Annotated in this window: 17 protein-coding genes; 7 read left to right on the top strand and 10 right to left on the bottom strand. The window is 65.2% G+C overall.

Annotated elements, in window-relative coordinates:
• Positions 1-27: 27 nt before the first annotated feature.
• From AKN83_RS31080 to folE, 3 genes are all read right to left on the bottom strand, one after another.
• Positions 28-1,032, bottom strand: coding sequence for a transglycosylase SLT domain-containing protein (locus AKN83_RS31080; RefSeq protein WP_157113652.1), 1,005 nt, complete (start codon positions 1,030-1,032; stop codon positions 28-30).
• A gap of 98 nt (positions 1,033-1,130) precedes the next feature.
• Positions 1,131-1,559: a phosphoribosyl-AMP cyclohydrolase gene (gene hisI, locus AKN83_RS31075; RefSeq protein ID WP_050402837.1), complete on the bottom strand. Its 429-nt coding sequence runs from the start codon at positions 1,557-1,559 to the stop codon at positions 1,131-1,133.
• Between the two features lie 28 nt (positions 1,560-1,587).
• On the bottom strand, positions 1,588-2,265 hold the full coding sequence (gene folE, locus AKN83_RS31070; protein WP_050402838.1) for a GTP cyclohydrolase I FolE: 678 nt from the start codon (positions 2,263-2,265) through the stop codon (positions 1,588-1,590).
• Positions 2,266-2,504: 239 nt separating this feature from the next.
• Here folE and AKN83_RS31065 point away from each other — a divergent pair, with 239 nt between their 5' ends.
• Complete coding sequence (locus AKN83_RS31065; protein ID WP_029080129.1) at positions 2,505-2,951, top strand: iron-sulfur cluster assembly scaffold protein; 447 nt, start codon at positions 2,505-2,507, stop codon at positions 2,949-2,951.
• Positions 2,952-2,967: 16 nt separating this feature from the next.
• Here the strand turns inward: AKN83_RS31065 and AKN83_RS31060 are convergent, their stop codons facing one another.
• The gene (locus AKN83_RS31060) at positions 2,968-3,744 is read right to left on the bottom strand and encodes a COG3904 family protein (protein WP_244522168.1); all 777 of its coding nucleotides are present in this window, start codon (positions 3,742-3,744) and stop codon (positions 2,968-2,970) included.
• Here AKN83_RS31060 and AKN83_RS41475 point away from each other — a divergent pair.
• The 3 genes from AKN83_RS41475 (at position 3,677) to AKN83_RS40755 (ending at position 4,791) form a co-directional block, all read left to right on the top strand.
• Positions 3,677-3,985, top strand: a complete 309-nt coding sequence (locus tag AKN83_RS41475) for a hypothetical protein (RefSeq protein ID WP_244522175.1) — start codon at positions 3,677-3,679, stop codon at positions 3,983-3,985. The genes AKN83_RS31060 and AKN83_RS41475 overlap by 68 nt on opposite strands.
• A 201-nt stretch (positions 3,986-4,186) precedes the next feature.
• Positions 4,187-4,480 carry a membrane protein insertion efficiency factor YidD gene (yidD, locus tag AKN83_RS31055; RefSeq protein WP_050402839.1) on the top strand — a complete coding sequence of 98 codons (294 nt, stop codon included), beginning with the start codon at positions 4,187-4,189 and terminating at the stop codon, positions 4,478-4,480.
• Between the two features lie 143 nt (positions 4,481-4,623).
• On the top strand, positions 4,624-4,791 hold the full coding sequence (locus AKN83_RS40755; RefSeq protein WP_172803646.1) for a hypothetical protein: 168 nt from the start codon (positions 4,624-4,626) through the stop codon (positions 4,789-4,791).
• A gap of 72 nt (positions 4,792-4,863) precedes the next feature.
• Here AKN83_RS40755 and AKN83_RS31050 read toward each other — a convergent pair whose 3' ends face one another.
• Both AKN83_RS31050 and AKN83_RS31045 read right to left on the bottom strand, forming a co-directional pair.
• On the bottom strand, positions 4,864-6,000 hold the full coding sequence (locus AKN83_RS31050; protein ID WP_050402840.1) for an MFS transporter: 1,137 nt from the start codon (positions 5,998-6,000) through the stop codon (positions 4,864-4,866).
• A gap of 120 nt (positions 6,001-6,120) precedes the next feature.
• Positions 6,121-7,446, bottom strand: a complete 1,326-nt coding sequence (locus AKN83_RS31045) for a COG3904 family protein (protein WP_050402841.1) — start codon at positions 7,444-7,446, stop codon at positions 6,121-6,123.
• A gap of 229 nt (positions 7,447-7,675) precedes the next feature.
• On the opposite strand from AKN83_RS31045, the gene thrS reads away from it, so the two are divergent.
• Positions 7,676-9,721 (top strand): threonine--tRNA ligase, encoded by a 2,046-nt coding sequence (thrS, locus tag AKN83_RS31040; protein ID WP_050402842.1) that lies wholly within the window; start codon positions 7,676-7,678, stop codon positions 9,719-9,721.
• A gap of 84 nt (positions 9,722-9,805) precedes the next feature.
• Complete coding sequence (locus tag AKN83_RS31035) at positions 9,806-10,369, top strand: nitroreductase family protein (RefSeq protein ID WP_050402870.1); 564 nt, start codon at positions 9,806-9,808, stop codon at positions 10,367-10,369.
• Between the two features lie 113 nt (positions 10,370-10,482).
• On the opposite strand, the gene AKN83_RS31030 is transcribed toward AKN83_RS31035, so the two are convergent.
• On the bottom strand, positions 10,483-12,966 hold the full coding sequence (locus AKN83_RS31030) for a putative bifunctional diguanylate cyclase/phosphodiesterase (protein ID WP_063695613.1): 2,484 nt from the start codon (positions 12,964-12,966) through the stop codon (positions 10,483-10,485).
• A gap of 281 nt (positions 12,967-13,247) precedes the next feature.
• Positions 13,248-14,318, bottom strand: coding sequence for a hypothetical protein (locus tag AKN83_RS31025; protein WP_050402871.1), 1,071 nt, complete (start codon positions 14,316-14,318; stop codon positions 13,248-13,250).
• A 276-nt stretch (positions 14,319-14,594) separates the two neighbouring features.
• Between AKN83_RS31025 and AKN83_RS31020 the strand changes: the two genes are divergently transcribed.
• Positions 14,595-15,641: a patatin-like phospholipase family protein gene (locus AKN83_RS31020; protein ID WP_050402843.1), complete on the top strand. Its 1,047-nt coding sequence runs from the start codon at positions 14,595-14,597 to the stop codon at positions 15,639-15,641.
• 4 nt (positions 15,642-15,645) lie between these two features.
• On the opposite strand, the gene AKN83_RS31015 is transcribed toward AKN83_RS31020, so the two are convergent.
• Complete coding sequence (locus tag AKN83_RS31015) at positions 15,646-16,074, bottom strand: CBS domain-containing protein (protein ID WP_050402872.1); 429 nt, start codon at positions 16,072-16,074, stop codon at positions 15,646-15,648.
• 187 nt (positions 16,075-16,261) lie between these two features.
• Positions 16,262-17,059, bottom strand: coding sequence for a rhomboid family intramembrane serine protease (locus AKN83_RS31010; RefSeq protein ID WP_050402873.1), 798 nt, complete (start codon positions 17,057-17,059; stop codon positions 16,262-16,264).
• Positions 17,060-17,124: the final 65 nt, after the last annotated feature.

Here is a 17,124-nt window from a genome sequence, read left to right as displayed (position 1 = left end):
GGGCTGCGCGCGTGCAGCAAGACGGCGCTAGCCGTTGCTGTAGGTGCCGTTCGGGTCGCTGAACAGATCAAGCCGCCCGGGCGCGCGGACCTTCGGCGTCGCCGACGTGGTCAGCGCGGAAGAATTGCCCCACAGTTCGTGCACCGCCGGGGAGATCGGCTCCGAACGGTCGCCGCCCTGGTAGAGCGAGCGGAACGCCGGCGCCGGCTGCGCCGAGGCGACGGTCGAGATCGCACCGGCCGATGAGGCCGCGCGAGCATTCGGGAAGGTCGAAAGATAGGACGCGGTGTCCATGGACAGCGGTTGCGTCGGCGCAGCACTTGCGATCGCATTCGGGCTCATGGTGCCGCCGCCCGCCGCGGCAAAGGCCGTGCGCGTGTCGCTCGAATTCGCAGCCGCGGCGTAGCGTGTGGTCAACACCGAATAGACCTGGCTGACGCTGCGCGCGCTGCCCGACTTGTCGTAGAAGATCGACTGGTTGGCGGCCGCCGCCTTCGGAAACATCGCGGCGGCATTGGCGCTCGGACTGTCCTCGGCGCTCGAGATCAGCTTGCCGGCGCCGCCGACGCCCATGAAATGCGCCATATAGAGCTCGGCGTCGGTCGGGCGACGACCGAGCGTGCCGGTCAGCTTGAAGCTGTTGGATTGCGTCAGCACCGCCGCCATCGAGGATGCCGCATCGGGATCGTCGCGCAGCTTCATGACCGCGCTGCGCGCAGAGGGATCGCTGACCGAATAGCTGCCGTCGGAATTCCTGGTGATGGCGTCGGCATACTGGCCGTAGCCGAGCTGGCTTCCGGCCTCCTTGACGGTGCCGAGCCAGGTCTGGTCGATGAATTGATAAAGCCCATGCGCCGACGAGGTCGTGGCGCCGGCCCGCGGATTGAAATTGGATTCCATCTTGGCGGTGGTGAGCAGATATTCGAAGCTCGTACCGGTGGTCGCGGCCGCCTGCTTGATCGAGCCGGCGACCTTCAGGCGCGATGCATCGACACCTGCCGAAGCCGTCGCATTGAAGAGGTCGACCGCCATCTGTCCGGGTGCCTTGCCGGGCGCCGGCAATCGGCGCCCATGTCCCGTCAAACTGCCGCAATTATGGTTAACGGCGCGTTAAGATCCAGCAAGACCCGTTATTTGCGATAGACCTGCGCCGGATCGAACAGCCGCTCGGCGTCGACGAAAGACAGGCTGACATGACCGCCCTCGTCCTTCACGGCGCGATAGAAGCAGGAACGCCGTCCGGTGTGGCAGGCGGCGCCGATCTGCTCGACCTTGATCCACACCGCGTCCTGATCGCAATCCATCCGGATCTCGACCACGCGCTGGGTCTGGCCCGAGCTCTCGCCCTTGCGCCACAGCGCGTTGCGCGAGCGGCTGAAGTACCAGCCCTCGCCGGTCGCGATCGTCTTGCGCAGGGCTTCGTCGTTCATATGCGCGACCATCAGCACGTCACCGGTCGCAGCATCGGTCGCGACGCAGGTCACAAGACCTGCCGCATCGAATCTGGGCTGGAAGGCCAGCCCCTCTTCGCGGTCGTGATCGTGGGTCGGTGCGGACACGAAAAACCTCGCTTGGACAAATGCGAGATTACCGGTTCGGTCCTCGCACCAGGGACAGGAAACGCTGCTGCTCCGCCGGATTGTCGCGGAACATGCCGGTGAAGCGGCTGGTGAAGGTCGAGGCACCATGCTTGGCGACGCCGCGCACCGACATGCAGGTATGCTCCGCCTCGATCAGCACGGCAACGCCGCGCGGCTTCAGCACCTCGTCGATCGCGGCCGCGACCTGCGCGGTGAGATGTTCCTGGGTCTGCAGGCGGCGGGCAAAGATATCGGTCAGCCGCGCCAGCTTGGAGAGACCCACGACGCGCTCCACCGGCGTGTAGGCGATATGCGCCTTGCCGTAGAACGGCATCATGTGATGCTCGCACTGCGAGGTGAATTCAATGTCGCGGACCAAAACGAAATCGTCGTAGCCGGCGGTCTCGCCGAAGGTACGGTTCAGCACCTCCGCAGGGGCCTGATGATAGCCCTGATAGAGCTCGTCATAAGCCTCGACGACGCGGCGCGGCGTATCGAGCAGGCCCTCGCGGAGCGGATTCTCGCCGATATAGCCGAGCAGCGTCTTGACGGCCGCCTCAGCTTCGGCCCGCGACGGACGTGGCTGGTCGGCTCGAACGGCGGCGCCCATGAACTCGGAAGGGTCGAGCTCGGTCTTGGCGTCGGTTGGCTTGTTGGGGCGAATCGGCTTGATCAAGGCGTCCATGTCTTCTCCGTTCGACCGGCCAGGCATTTGCCTTTGGGCCGGATGTGTCACCGGGCAGACGGGGCGGATCGTCGAACCGCCGGGCGCCTGAGTCCCATTTTTGTAGCACCGCCGCGGCGCAAGTGGCCCGCGGTGGAAGCATAGCCGGGCTATGTTTCGGACGATGCCGTTCATATATAGGACGGTGAGACCCAGCCGCCAAGAGCGCCCGGCGTAGCCGGAACCAGGCATCTGTCCCCATGCTGAACGACATTTATAACAAGCGGATCATCGAGTTGGCCGGCAATATTCCGCGCCTCGGACGACTGGCCGAGCCGGACGCCAGTGCCACCGCCCATTCGAAATTGTGCGGTTCGACCGTCAAGGTCGACCTCAAGATGGACGGCCCCGTGGTGACGGACTTCGCCCATGACGTGAAGGCCTGCGCGCTCGGCCAGGCCTCCTCCTCGATCATGGCGAGCCATGTGGTGGGATCGACCGCCGACGAGCTGCGCGAATTGCGCGAGACCGTCCGCAAGATGCTGAAGGAAAACGGTCAGCCTCCGCAGGGCGGCAAATGGGCCGACATCGCACTGCTCGAGCCGGTGCGCGACTACAAGGCCCGCCACGCCTCCACCCTGTTGACCTTCGATGCCGTGGTCGATGCGATCGGCCAGATCGAGGCCAAGGCAAAGCAGCCGGCGTAAGCCCCGGCTGCAAACCTTATTGCGACGGCTGGATCGGCGCCGGCGCGGCGGTGCCGCCGGTCGGCACCACGGCTTCGGCGGTCTTGGTCGCCTTCGCGGCCTGCGGCAGCGCCTCACCTTCCATCGCGCTACTCACGAAGCGATCGCCGTTCTTGGGCTTGGCCTCGGCGACGGGGATTGCGTTGTCCTGATGCGGCAGCACGTCGGCAACCGCATCCGTGGTGACGAGGTTGGTCACCCGCAACTCGGCCGCCGACAATTCGTGCAGGTCTTCCCACGGCGGCACGCTGAGTGCGAGCGACAACAGCTCGCCTGCGCCACCCATATCGAAGGTGTATTTGGCAAGACGGCCGATATCGCGCTCGACGATCATCAGGTCCTGCGCGGTGTAGCTGGCGGCCTTGGCGTCGTCGGCGCGATCGCCCATCCAGATCTGATGCACCCGGATGTGCGCGGCCGGTGGCACATAACGCGTCTTGCCCGACAACAGCAGGAACACGCACATCGACTCGCAATAGGCGTCCGGCAGCACGCTGGCGCGATCGCCTTGCGCGGCCTGATTGACGACGCTGGTACCGACTGTGGTCAGCGCGCCGAGACCGCGGAAGCGGCGGCCGAGCGCGATCGCGTCGTTGACCGAGCCGCCGCTGGAGTCGAGCACGATAGTGGCGCCGGCAAGCTGGCGGCTGCGCGCGAACTCGTCGAATTCCTTGGGGCTGTCGGCCGTGATGATACCGACCGCCGACACCCAGCCACGGCAATTCGGCTGGCATGCGATCCAGCTGAACTTCATCGGCAGCTTGCGTTCTTCGAGGGCCGAGCTGGTCTGCGTGGAGTTACCCGCCCATGTGACGGTGCCGGAAACCGCGAAGCAAAGAGCAACGGCGCTGGTGAGCACCCAACTGCGCAACGAGAGCGACCTGACGAGCCTCAATTTGGTTCCTTCCCCCAAGCCCTTGGTGATGCGAGCGGTGGCAATTGGCCCCATGGCAATGCGCCACGAGTCTGTCATCGGCGCGTCATGGGAACGGTAGCGTTGCTGACCTGGACCGTCCATAGGACCCTTGCTGCACCGCGACCAGCGCTGTGCGATAACGGTGAACTGTGGCGCAAATATCTGCAATTGAACAGTTCCTTCGCTTGGAACCCCCGCAAGATTACGTACATACTTGCGTATGCCATCGACAGATCATTCAACGCCGCACCATCCGCAATGCACGGACTGTGCCAGCGCCATGCGCCGCATGCCGCGCAATTTCGGCCGCGCCTTGATCTGGATCTATCGGCACACGCTGTCGCCGCTGGTCGGCTACAACTGCCGGCATCTGCCGACCTGCTCGGTCTATGGCGATGAGGCGATCGAGCGCTTCGGACTCTGGGCCGGCGGATGGATGACGCTGGCAAGATTGCTGCGCTGCCAGCCCTGGGGAACCTCCGGCATCGACAATGTCCCGCAGACGGAGCCGCTCGGGGCACGCTGGTATCTACCCTGGCGCTACGGCCGCTGGCGCGGCGTCAACGAGGGTTGACGCGGCGTCAACGACGCTTGATCTGCTGCAGCGCTCCCAAACGCCACGCGCATGGCTGTTCCCGCGGAACTGTGGCGATCGTTGACGCATTATTTCATTACCCGCATGGGATCCCTTGGGATCCCCTTGGGGAGGAAACAACAATGCGCTGGAAACTCAGCCACAACGGGCACGATCCCCGGCAGATCGATTTGCTGGCCGTGCTCGCCCTGCTCGTCGTGATCGTTGCTGCCTACGGCTACTTCACCCACAATCCGAACAAGCCGAGCACGACCGCATTCATCGTGCCCAGCCAGAGCGTGAAGTGGTGACGCGCGGCGCGCCTCACGTGGACCAGTCCTCACTTTGCTCTAAAACGCTCTCGCGCGCGCCAAGCGCAAGGCTCACTCGGCTGCGGCAGTGCGCGCGGTCCGTCGCGGTCGGGTCATGACAACGACCGCGAGCGCCGCCGCGACGAAGGCCGTGGCCACATAGCCCGCGCTAAAGAGCCATTCGCGCGCGAACAGCAATCCGCCGATCGCGGAGCCGATGGCCTGGCCGACATACAGCACCGAGGTATTGAGCGAGACCGACGCCGACGCGAGCGCCGGCGCCGCGCCGACCAGGCGCACCTGCTGCATCGAATTGGTCGACGCAAAGCCGAGGCCCCACACCGCAACCGAGGCGGCCATCAATGCGTAGGCGCCGGCGCTCACGGCCCAGCCGGCCACGCCGGCGAGCAGCAGCACCGTGAACAGCACCGACGTATTCCAGGCGCCCCAGGAATCCACGATGCGGGTCGCGATCGCAATGCCGACGAACCCGAAGATGCCGTACAGCGCGAACACGATGCCGACGGCGTCGGCATCGGCGCCGGTCAATTTGCCGAGCAGCGGCCCCATGAAGGTGAACACCACGAACTGGCCGGACATCTGCAACGCCGTGATCGACAGCAGCAGGATGACGGTCGGATTGCGGCCGAGATCGGCCCAGGTCCTCAAGTCGACCGGCGCACCATGCAGTCCGCCGGGCAGCCGCCACCACAGCAGCAGGCAGCTCACGAGCCCGGTCAGCGCGATCACCCCGTAAGTCGTGCGAAAACCGTAACGGCTTGCGATGAAGGTGATCAACGGCAGCCCGATCGCAGCGGCGAGCGACCAGCCGAGGAAGATATAGGCGATCGTGCTGCCGCGCTTCTCCACCGGCACGATCAGCGCCGCGGTGCCGGCCGCCTGTGGCGTGTAGAGGACACCAACCGCGAGCATCACCAGGCGGATGATCAGAAGATTGTCGTAGTCCGGCGCGAAAGCAGATGCCGCGTTGGTCAGCGCCAGCACCAGAAGCGTAGTCGTCAGCAGCGCGCGCCGTTCGAACCGGCTGGTCAGCCACGCCGTCAGCGGCGAGCCGACACACAGCACGATCGCGCCGAAGGTGATCAGCAGACCCGCGGTGTGAATCGTGACACCGAGGCCATCAGACAGCTTCGCCAGCATGCCGGCCGGCGCCAGCACCGAGCAGCCGGTGACGATATTGCCGAGCATCAATGCGGTGGGAGCGAAGCGTTTCACGCCGCGTTGATAGCAGACCTCGAAATCAATGCAACTGCATCTAAATGCATGGCACCTGATCGATGGCACGTGATCGGATGGTACCGCTTGCGCTCACGGCGCCGGCGATGCGGCCGGCACCGCGTTGACGCTCGGCGACACCGCGGCCGGCAGCGGGGTCGCCGGCTTCGGTCCAACGCTCGTCGCCGGGCACGACGCCAGCAGCTGCGTCCAGCCCTGCTCCAGCCCGGTCGTGTCGATATCGAATGTCGTGAAGCCCGGCTTGATGTCGGACTTCACGTCCGCCTTGGCATCGGACTTGGGGTCGGACTTGCGATCCGCCTTGCCGTCCGACGACGGCGTGCTTTCGCCGATCTGCAGATGCGGAACCGCCAACATCGCCTTGACGATGTCCGAACTCACCGGGTCGCTCCAGACCTCGTATTTGCCGAACCGCGCCGGCAACCTGCCGAACGCGACGGTTCGGGTGGCGCCGGCCATCATCACCACCATGCTCTTGCCGGCGGCGCCCTCGTCGAACTCGCGCACGAACATCAGCCGTCCGCGATCCTTGTTCTCACAGAACAGGCGCCACTCCATCATGCGGAACGAGCTGCCGTCGCCCTTCTTCTGCTGCGCGATCTTGCGGACGTAGGGCCGCGTTTCCTTCTCCACCGCCCACATCGTTTCCGGCAGCGGTCGCGTATCGATTCCGAATCGATAGAGCTCCGGCCGCGTCAGCACGTGCAGATTCTCGAACTTCACGGTCCGGATCAGCTCGCTGAGCTCATGGCTGATCCCCATTGCCGCGAGGAACAGGTTGCGGTCGCGATCGGCGCTGACCATCTCACGCCGCCTGAAATCGGCGACGACCTGCGGCGGCGGATGGCCGTGGACCACGAACATCAGCCTGGAGTTATGTACCGCGAGCACCGAGTCGGGTGCCACTTCGCGGTCGGTCGCGCCCACGAACAGATAGGCGCAGGCCGAAACGCACATCGCGTTGCGCGTGGTGAGTTCGGCCTCGACCTCGCCTTTCGCAGCCTTGATCTTCTGGCAGGCGGCGTCGATCTCAGTGCCCGCGGAACAGGCGCCCACTCTGGTGCGGCCGACCCGGGCAATCGCCTTGCGTGCACGCAGAAACCGCGCGATCGCGTAGGACTGCTCGACGTTTCCGCCCGGCGAATGAACGTAAATCGGAAGCTGCGGGTCCTTGACGGCAAGCAGGAAGCTGCGAATCCGCGCCGCGGCGTTCCGATCGATCTCGCCTTCGATCGCGATCCAGCGATCGCAACCGGCGCCGCAGGCATTCGGCGGTCCCTTGGCGAGGTAGATGGTCAGCCTCTTCGCAAATCCGGCCTTCTCCACCGGTGTTTCTTCCGCCCGCAAGATGCCCGGGACCAGAAGCAACGCCACGAAAAGCAGGAGACGGGAAAACATGAACCTTGCGGAGCGCGCGATGGCGGGACAGTCGACATTCGACGTTAAACGATGATCGGCAGCGTCGCAACGATCAGAGCCGTCACGTGCAGGCGAGTTCTCCTGAATTCGGTGCGGCTGACGGCCCATTTTCTTGATATTGCCGGATTGCAGGCGTCAAATCCCCTGCTATACCGCTGCTTTCCGCTTACCTGCGCTCGTTCGCAGGAGTGAGCTACAGGAGACATCGATGGCAGAATCGCCCAAATCCGAGTCCGGATTCCAGTACAGCCTCTCTAACCTCAAGCCCGCAGAACCCGTGAACAAGATCGCCCTCACCTTCCCTGACGGAGCGAGGCGCGATTTCCCGAAAGGGACCACCGGCCTCGACATCGCCCGGGGCATTTCGCCCTCGCTGGCCAAGCGCACCGTCGCGATGGCGCTCGACGGCACGCTTGCCGACCTCAACGATCCGATCGAAGCCGACGCAAAGATCGAGCTGATCGGCCGTGAAGACCCCCGCGCGCTGGAACTGATCCGGCACGATGCCGCCCATGTGCTCGCCGAAGCCGTGCAGTCGCTGTGGCCGGGCACCCAGGTCACGATCGGCCCGGTGATCGAGAACGGCTTCTATTACGACTTCTTCCGCAACGAGCCGTTCACCCCGGAAGATTTTGCCGCCATCGAGAAGCGGATGCGCGAGATCATCGCGCGCGACAAACCCTTTACGAAAGAGGTTTGGGATCGCGAAAAAACAAAGCAGGTGTTCCGCGAAAAAGGCGAGGCCTTCAAGGTCGAGCTGGTCGACGCGATTCCCGGCAACGAGCCGATCAAGATCTACTTCCAGGGCGACTGGTTCGATCTCTGCCGCGGCCCCCACATGACCTCGACCGGCAAGGTCGGAGGCGCCTTCAAGCTGATGAAGGTGGCCGGCGCCTATTGGCGCGGCGATTCCAACAATCCGATGCTCACCCGCATCTACGGCACGGCATTCGCCAAGCAGGAAGACCTCGACGCCTACCTCAAGCAGATCGAGGAAGCCGAGAAGCGCGACCACCGCAAGCTCGGCCGCGAACTCGACCTGTTCCACTTCCAGGAGGAAGGCCCCGGCGTGGTGTTCTGGCACCCCAAGGGCTGGACCATCTTCCAGCAGCTGATCGCCTATATGCGGCGCCGGCTGCTCGGCGACTACAACGAGGTCAATGCGCCGCAGATCCTCGACAAGGTGCTGTGGGAGACCTCGGGCCACTGGGACTGGTATCGCGAGAACATGTTCGCGGCGCAGTCCGCCGGCGACGAGGCCGAGGACAAGCGCTGGTTCGCGCTGAAGCCGATGAACTGCCCGGGCCATGTGCAGATCTTCAAGCACGGGCTGAAGAGCTACCGCGACCTGCCGTTGCGGCTCGCCGAGTTCGGCGTCGTGCACCGCTACGAGCCGTCGGGCGCGATGCACGGCCTGATGCGGGTGCGCGGCTTCACCCAGGACGACGCCCATGTGTTCTGCACCGAGGAGCAGCTCGCCGATGAGTGTCTCAAGATCAACGAGCTGATCCTGTCGACCTATTCCGATTTCGGCTTCGACGGCGAGCTCACGGTGAAACTCTCGACGCGGCCGGAGAAGCGGGTCGGCACCGACGAGATGTGGGATCATGCCGAGCGCGTGATGGCGACCGTGCTGTCGGAGATCAAGGCCAAGGGCAGCAACCGGATCCGGACCGAGATCAATCCGGGCGAAGGTGCGTTCTACGGACCGAAGTTCGAATATGTGCTGCGCGACGCCATCGGCCGCGACTGGCAGTGCGGCACGACCCAGGTCGACTTCAACCTGCCGGAGCGGTTCGGTGCGTTCTACATCGATCACGACGGCTCGAAGAAGGCACCTGTCATGGTGCACCGCGCGATCTGCGGCTCGATGGAGCGCTTCATCGGCATCCTGATCGAGCACTATGCCGGCAACTTCCCGCTTTGGCTGGCGCCGACGCAGCTCGTGGTCACGACCATCACCTCCGAGGGCGACGAGTACGCCAAGGTGGTGGCGGCAGCGGCGCGCCGCGCAGGCTTGCGGGTCGAGATCGACCTGCGCAACGAGAAGATCAACTACAAGGTCCGCGAACATTCGCTGGCCAAGATCCCGGCCCTGCTGGTCGTCGGCAAGAAGGAGGCCGAGACCCATTCGGTCTCGGTCCGCCGCCTCGGCAGCGAACGCCAGGTCGTGATGCCGACCGACGAGGCAATCGCCGCACTGGTGGATGAAGCAACGCCGCCGGACGTGAAACGGGCACGATCCGTCGCCTGATCTTCACAATCGGTCTAAACCGGCTTTCGCTGGCTTGGTCGTGCCCCCATCTTGGGGGCACGACTCCACTTGAAGGACATGTCCGTGCCCGACGCCATTGAACTCCTGAAGACACGCCGCTCGATGAAACCGCGTGAGATGACCGGCCCGGGCCCGTCCGCGGCCGAGCTCGAGACGATCCTGACCATCGGCGCGCGCGTGCCCGACCACGGCAAGCTGGCGCCGTGGCGCTTCATCGTGTTCGAGGGTGAGGCCCGCGCCCGCGCCGGCGACGTGATCGCCAAAGTGTTTGCCCGCAAGAATCCCGGCGCGCCCGCCTCCGATATCGAGGTCGAGAAGAAGCGCCTGACCGATGCGCCGCTGGTGATCGGCGTGGTCTCCTTCACCAAGCCGCACCCGAAGGTGCCACCTTGGGAGCAGGAATTGTCGGCCGGCGCCAGCGCGATGAACATCGTCACCGCGGCCACCGCGCTCGGCTACGGCGCCTGCTGGCTGACCGGCTGGTTCGCCTTCGACCGCGACGTGCTCGATGGCCTCGGCCTGAAGCCCGACGAGAAGCTGGCCGGGCTCATTCATATCGGCACGCCCACCAGGCCGAGCGAGGATCGCCCGCGCCCGGCGCTGTCGGATATCGTGACGCGGTTCTGAAACCGTAGACCCGTCATTGCCGGGCTCGACCCGGCAATCCATCAACAAAGAATCATTTTTCTCCAAGAGGATGGATGGCCGGGTCAAGCGCGGCCATGACGAGCAGACAGAGCTCACGCCGCCTTCGAGGCACGCTCCGCAAAGCCGCTTATCAAGGCCGCGATCTCGTGCCCGGGTCTCGCCGCGCTGAACAGGAATCCCTGTACCTCGTTGCAGCCTTCGGCGCGCAGCCAGTCGAGCTGATCCGTCGTCTCGACCCCTTCCGCGGTCGTGGTGATCCTGAGGCTGCGGCCGAGGCCGGAGATCGCGCGCACGATCGCCAGGCAGTCGGAGCGCCGCGCCAGGTCCTTCACGAAGGAGCGGTCGATCTTGATCTTGTCGAACGGGAAGCTGCGCAGATAGCTCAGGCTGGAATAGCCAGTGCCGAAATCGTCCATCGAGATGCTGACGCCAAGCTCGCGCAGCTGATGCAGGATCGCGAGATTGGCCTCGGTCTCCGCCAGGAACACCGACTCGGTGATCTCGAGCTCGAGCCGGCGCGCCGACAGGCCGGAATGCGCCAGTGCAGAGATCACGGCCTGGACCAGATTGCGGCTGCGGAACTGTACCGGTGACAGATTGACGGCGACCTTCACGTCGGCAGGCCACTTCATCGCCTCGGCGCAGGCTTCGCGCAACACCCATTCCCCGAGCGCGACGATCAGGCCGATGTCTTCGGCAACCGGAATGAACTCCGCGGGCGAGATCATGCCCTTCTGCGGATGCCGCCACCGCAGCAGCGATTCGAAACCCGAGATGCGGTCGGCCGCGATATCGACCAGCGGCTGGTAGTGCAGCTCGAATTCGCCGTTGCTGAAGGCCGCGCGCAGATCGCGCTCCATGTCGCGTCGCTTCTGCGCCTGCTGATCCATCTCCGGCTCGAAGAAATGATGCACACCGCCGCCCTCGGACTTGGCGCGATACAAGGCCATGTCGGCGTTGCGCATCAGTTCTTCCGACGTCGTGCCGTCGCCCGGCGACAGCGCGATCCCGACACTGGCGCCGACCACGACTTCGAGCCCGTCGATCGTGTAGGGCGCGCTCAGCACATCGATCAGCCGTTCGGCAAAGCCGCTCGCCGCGTTAGGCGAGACGTCGGCGGCAAGCACGATCGCGAACTCGTCGCCGCCGAGGCGGGCCGCCACATTGTCGTCGCGGACCACCTCGCGCAGCCGCTCCGCCACCAGCTTGAGCAGCCGGTCGCCCATCGGATGCCCGAAGGAGTCGTTGACGTTCTTGAACAGATCGAGATCGATGCACATCACAGCGACGGGCTTATTGCCGCTTAGGCCGCGCTCCAGCGCCTCGCGCAGGTGCTCCTGGTAGAAGTCGCGGTTCGGCAAGTTGGTGAGACCGTCATGGTGCGCCATGTGCGCGATCCGCGCTTCGGCGGCGCGGCGCTCGGTGATGTCGACCACTGCGACCAGATAGCCGTCACGGCCCTCGAACGCCACCCTGCGTCCGAAGGTCAGCACATGGATCTCGGTGCCGTCGGCCCTGATGTGCCGCCAGTCGCGGCTCGATTGATAGACGTCGCCGATCTCGCGCAACGCGGCACTGTGCACGCCCCACTCGTCCTCCGGCCAGATCTCGCGCAGCGTCATGCCGAGAAATCTCTCCCGGCTGTACCCATAATGCTGAACGGCAGCGTCGTTGACGCTGAGGAATTCCATCGTGCCGGCGTCGAATACCCACATCGGCATCGGATTGTTCTCGAACAGCAGGCGGAACGACAGCTCGCGCTGCTTCAGCGCGGTGACGTCGGAGACGGTCAGCGACAGCATGTCGCCGAACGCCGTGACGCCGAGCCGCAGGCAGCGATCGCCGCTGTCGATCTCGAACTGGCCGCCGGGACCGCCGCCGACGAAGCCGCGCAGGCGATTCATCACCGCCGGCGCCGCAAGCGGATTGCCGCCGGCGCTGAGCCGGCGCCACAGCAAATCGGTTGCAGGCTGCATCAGCAGCCTTGCGGCGCCCTGGTTGAGATGCACGATCTGGAAGTCGGCCGGCTCGCCCCGCGCGTCGCGGATCGCGGCGAGCGACAGCACGCCCTCGTCGGTGGCCGAGAAAATCGTATCGAGAAGACTGTACTGTGCATTGCGCTCGTTGACATAGACGCCGACCAGGATGCCGCCCCAGCGCGACCGCGTCGGCAACGCCAGTACGTCGAAGGTCCGCACCAGGCCGTCGCGCACGCAATGCGCCGACGCCAGATAGGGCCGGCAGTTCTCGCGCGCATTCGCGGCGGCTTCGGACAACGCCGTCGCGCAGTCCGGCGGCAGCGCGCTGAGCGGAATGTCCCAGCGCTCGTCGTTCAGCCAGGTCTGGACGTAGCGGCCGGTGTGCGAGACGCTCAGTACGCCGTCGACGTTCCGCAGCAGCACGATATGATCGGCGAGCCGGCCGAGACTGCCGAGCATCACGTCCTCATAGTGCGGCAGCTTCTCACCTGGACGAACCGCGGCCTGCCACTTGCGTTGCAGAACCGGAACGTCGGCGAACATCTCGGAATTGAACTTGGCCGCTGTCTTTGCTGATTTTTTGTTGGCCATGACCATGGCATGCCCCGTTCACGCGAACGCCGGAGCATGATCCGGAAGAGCGCGAAGCGCTTTTCGAAAGATCATGCTCAGGCAAAAAGCCAAGGCGCGATGACGACACGACGTGAACTCAACGCGCATTAGTCCCCGTGGCATCCAAGTCATGCCGCGGCTTAACGCCGTGTAAAAATAGCGAGCCCGTGCGTCGCCGCCACCGATTATGACAGCTCAAATTCGCGCGATGGTTAGTTCACGTTAGAGACTATGACAGCTGCATGAAATGCAGCGCGGCCGTACCGTCAGCGCGCCACGACCTCGACTTCGCCATCGACGCCGTTGACGACGTTGAACGGACGCTCGAACACCTTGCCCTCGTTCTTGGCGATCGCGCGATACTCGCCCTCGGAGAGCACGACGCGCGGAAACGCGCCGATCGATTCCTTGATCACGTCGCCCCCCGGTGTGATCACCGACCACGCGGTGTTGGCGAGCGCCTCGCCGCCCTTCTCGCTGACCAGCTTGAGGGTGATGACGGCCGCGCGATGCGTGACGGTGACGTCGGTCAGCTTGCTCGCCGAAACGCGAATGTCGGAGCGCACCACCGAGTTGGCGTCGCCGTAGTTGGAAACGATGTAGTAGGTCCCCTCCGGCAGCAACGCGACGTCGCCGGCGGACACGTTGGGCACCAGCGGGCCCCGGTCCGATCCGTCGAACTGGCTGCCCTTATAGATCGCGAACGAGATCTGGTTGGCCGGGATCTTGCTGGAGCCGACCCGGCCCTCGATCCGCAGCCCGCCGGCAGGCAGCACGAAGGACTCGCGGTCGGTCTCCGACTTCAGGCTGACGGCACGTACCGCGCTGACGAGGCCGAGCGCGACGTGGACCACGTAATTGCCGGGCGGCAGCACGACGTTGGGCGTCGCTCCGCGCTCCTCGCGGATCAGCTTGTAGGTGCCGTTGTCATCCGGCCTGTCGGCGAACACCCGCCACACCAGCCCGCCATTGATCACCGGCAGGTCCTTGCCGTACCGCGCCGTCAGCGACAGCACCGCTTGCCCCGCGGTCGGCGAGCCGGCCGGCGGCGTCACCGGAGGTACGGTCGCAATGGACGGCTGGACGATGGTCGGCTGGGTCAACGGACCGGGCAGAACGGGCCCTGAACCCGGCCCGGACGGCGGCGCCAAATTGAGCGCCGGGCCGGAGGGTACGTCCGGAACCGAGGCGGGCGGGATCGGCGGCGGCCGGTCGCTGAAGAACTGCGCCGACACGGAAGTGGGGATCAGGGGGAGCAAAAATGCCGCAAGCGTCAATAGCGGAAGGAGCCGCATGCCCCGCCCGCATCCGCCGATGCCGTTGCCCCTCGAAGTCATCACCATGCTTTTCAACGAAAACGCGGCAAATTCAAGCCTTCGTGCAAGGCGATCCAGGTGCGTCCAAGGCTTTGTCACATTCCCGAGGGCGCCGTCCCCGGCTTGGAACCGCTCGATCAAGCCGATGTTAGCCCTATCGTCGCGGTCCAGTCACATTCCCTGCCTACCGCGGACCACTCGGGCATGAATCATGCCTTCAGGGAATAACCATGAAACCGGACGATGCTGGCGTAGCCGTGCCGCGCGGCCTAGTCTCGTGCTGGCAGGAGATTTGTCGTGTTGGATAGCTGGATGGGCCGCGGCCAAAAGAGCTCCGACGGCCCTGGCAAGGTAGGATTGGGAACGGTTCGCCGTCCGGTGATCGGACTTGCGCTGGGCGGCGGCGCCGCGCGCGGCTTTGCCCATATCGGCATCATCAAGACCCTGCTCGCCCATGGCATCGTCCCCAACGTCGTGGTCGGCACCTCGATCGGCTCCGTAGTCGGCGGCGCTTATGCGGCCGGCCACATCGACACGCTGGAGCAGTGGGCCCGCAGCCTGCAGCCGCGCAGCGTGCTCGGCTACCTCGACATCCGCCTCAACGGCTCCGGCCTGATCGGCGGCACCAAGCTGGCTGCCGAGATCGAGGCGGCGCTCGGCCAGGTCATGATCGAAGACCTCGCGGTCAAGTTCGCCAGCGTCGCAACCGAAGTCCGCACCGGGCACGAAATCTGGCTGACCCAGGGCCGCGTGGTCGACGCCATGCGCGCCTCCTACGCCCTGCCCGGCATCTTCGCGCCGGTGCTGATCGGCGACCGCTGGCTGGTCGACGGCGCGCTGGTCAACCCGGTGCCGGTCTCGGCCGCCCGCGCACTCGGTGCCGAGATCGTTATCGCGGCGAACCTCTCCAGCGATGTGTTCGCGCACTCGACCACGATCTACAATCACGGGCCGTCGGCCGCGCCCGAGGTGACGGTCGCGGTGACCGCCGAGGCAGAAATTGAGCCGGAACCTCCGAAGCGGCGGTTCGGCCGCTTCTTCTCCGCCGAACGAACCGTGAAGCGGGAGTTTTTCGGCAGCGCCAGTCGGCCCGGGATCTCGAGCGTCATGGTCGACGCCTTCAACATCATGCAGGACCGTATTACCCGTGCGCGCCTCGCCGGCGATCCGCCTGACATGCTGATCTCGCCGCGCGTCGGTCAGATCGGCTGGTTCGACTTCCATCGCGCCGACGACCTGATCGCACACGGCATCCGCGCCGCCGAACGCGCCATCGGCGCGATCGAGGAAGCCATCGATATCCTGGTGCCGCCGTCCAACGGCGCGGGCACCACCGGGAAATAGCCGCTCAGGCGGTCTTGATGTAGTCGCGCAGCGCTTCCTGCTCGTGCTCATATTCCTGCACGCGGCGCTTGACGACGTCGCCGATCGAGATCAGCCCGACCACCTTGCCGTCCTCGACGACAGGGAGATGGCGAAACTTGCCGGTCGTCATCATCTCCATCAGGCCGCTGACGGTATCGGATTCGCGGCAACTCACGACCTTCTTCGTCATCACTGCGCTCACCGGCTCGTCCAGCACACCCGCGCCGCGCTCCGAGAGCACGCGCACGATGTCGCGTTCCGACAGAATGCCTTCCATTCGGCCCTGCTCCATCACCAGCACGGCGCCGATCTTGCGCTCGCCGAGCAGCTTGACCGCGGCGGAGAGCTTCGCGCCGGGCGCGACGCTCATCACCTGATGGCCCTTTGAATCAAGAATGGAACGTACCGTCATTGTCGCCTCCCTGAATCCGTTCGGCGCCCGCTTCAGCGGGTCGAACCTGCTCGCCAGAGTCTTCAATCAACAGTTCCGCGCCGATTCGGTTTCGGGGCGCGGTCGGTAGCTGGGCTCGATGTGCCGGCCCGCTTTGTTCTGTGTCGCAAAGATGATGATGGAATTCGAACCGAGCCGCAAGCGGCGATCAGACGTGGCCGGACTGGTCCACCGACGACGCATCCGCAGCATCTTCTCGCGCGCGCGGAATCGGATCGAACAGCGCGAACAGCAATAGCCCGGCGAGGAAGCCGCCGATATGCGCCTGCCAGGCGACGCTCGCGTCCTCACCGCCAAGCGACAGCGAGGTGGCGCCGAACAGAATATTGACGCCGAACCAGATCGCCAGGAACGCGAGCACCCGTCCGTTGCGCAGCGCCCGCCACAGCGACAGCGCGGGCACCTTGGCGGCCGCGTCGGCATCGCCCCGGCTGAACGACAGGAAGCTGCCCTTCACAAAGGCGAAGCGGATCGCCGCCGCCATCGTCCCCGACACCGAGGCCGACGCGCCGATCATCGGCGCTATGGCGTGCTCGTGAGTCAACAAATGCGCGAGCGCGCCGGCGGCCGCCGTCACCGCCATAAAGACAAAGAAGCGCACCGCGCCGAAGCGCCGTGCCAGCGCGCTACCGAACGGCAGCAGCCACAGCACATTGAAGCCGATATGCGTGAGGTTGGCGTGCAGCAGCGAATAGGTGACGAAGGTCCAGACCTTGGCGCCGTCTCCGCCCGGGAAGGTGACGTCGAGCAGCGTCGAATCGTAGCGCTTCGGGATGAAGCCGAAGACATCGATGGTCCAGTTTTCCATCTCCGGCGGCAGCAGCACCCGCAGATGGATCACCGCGATCAGGAGGACGTAGGCGGTGAGCGCCGCCGGCAACGTCAGGATCGGCTCGCGCGGCGCCTGCGGCGGCGGCTCGAGCGGGGATTCGGGATGGGAGTCCAAGGGGTCGGCGACCTCGCACGCGGCTGTGCATCCCAGATAGGCGGCTTTCACACCGCTGTGCAAGT

The sequence above is a fragment of the Bradyrhizobium embrapense genome (assembly GCF_001189235.2).
GTDB lineage: Bacteria > Pseudomonadota > Alphaproteobacteria > Rhizobiales > Xanthobacteraceae > Bradyrhizobium > Bradyrhizobium embrapense.
The sequence above is the reverse complement of the archived record's forward strand: the minus strand, read 5'-3'. Positions and strand labels throughout refer to the sequence as shown.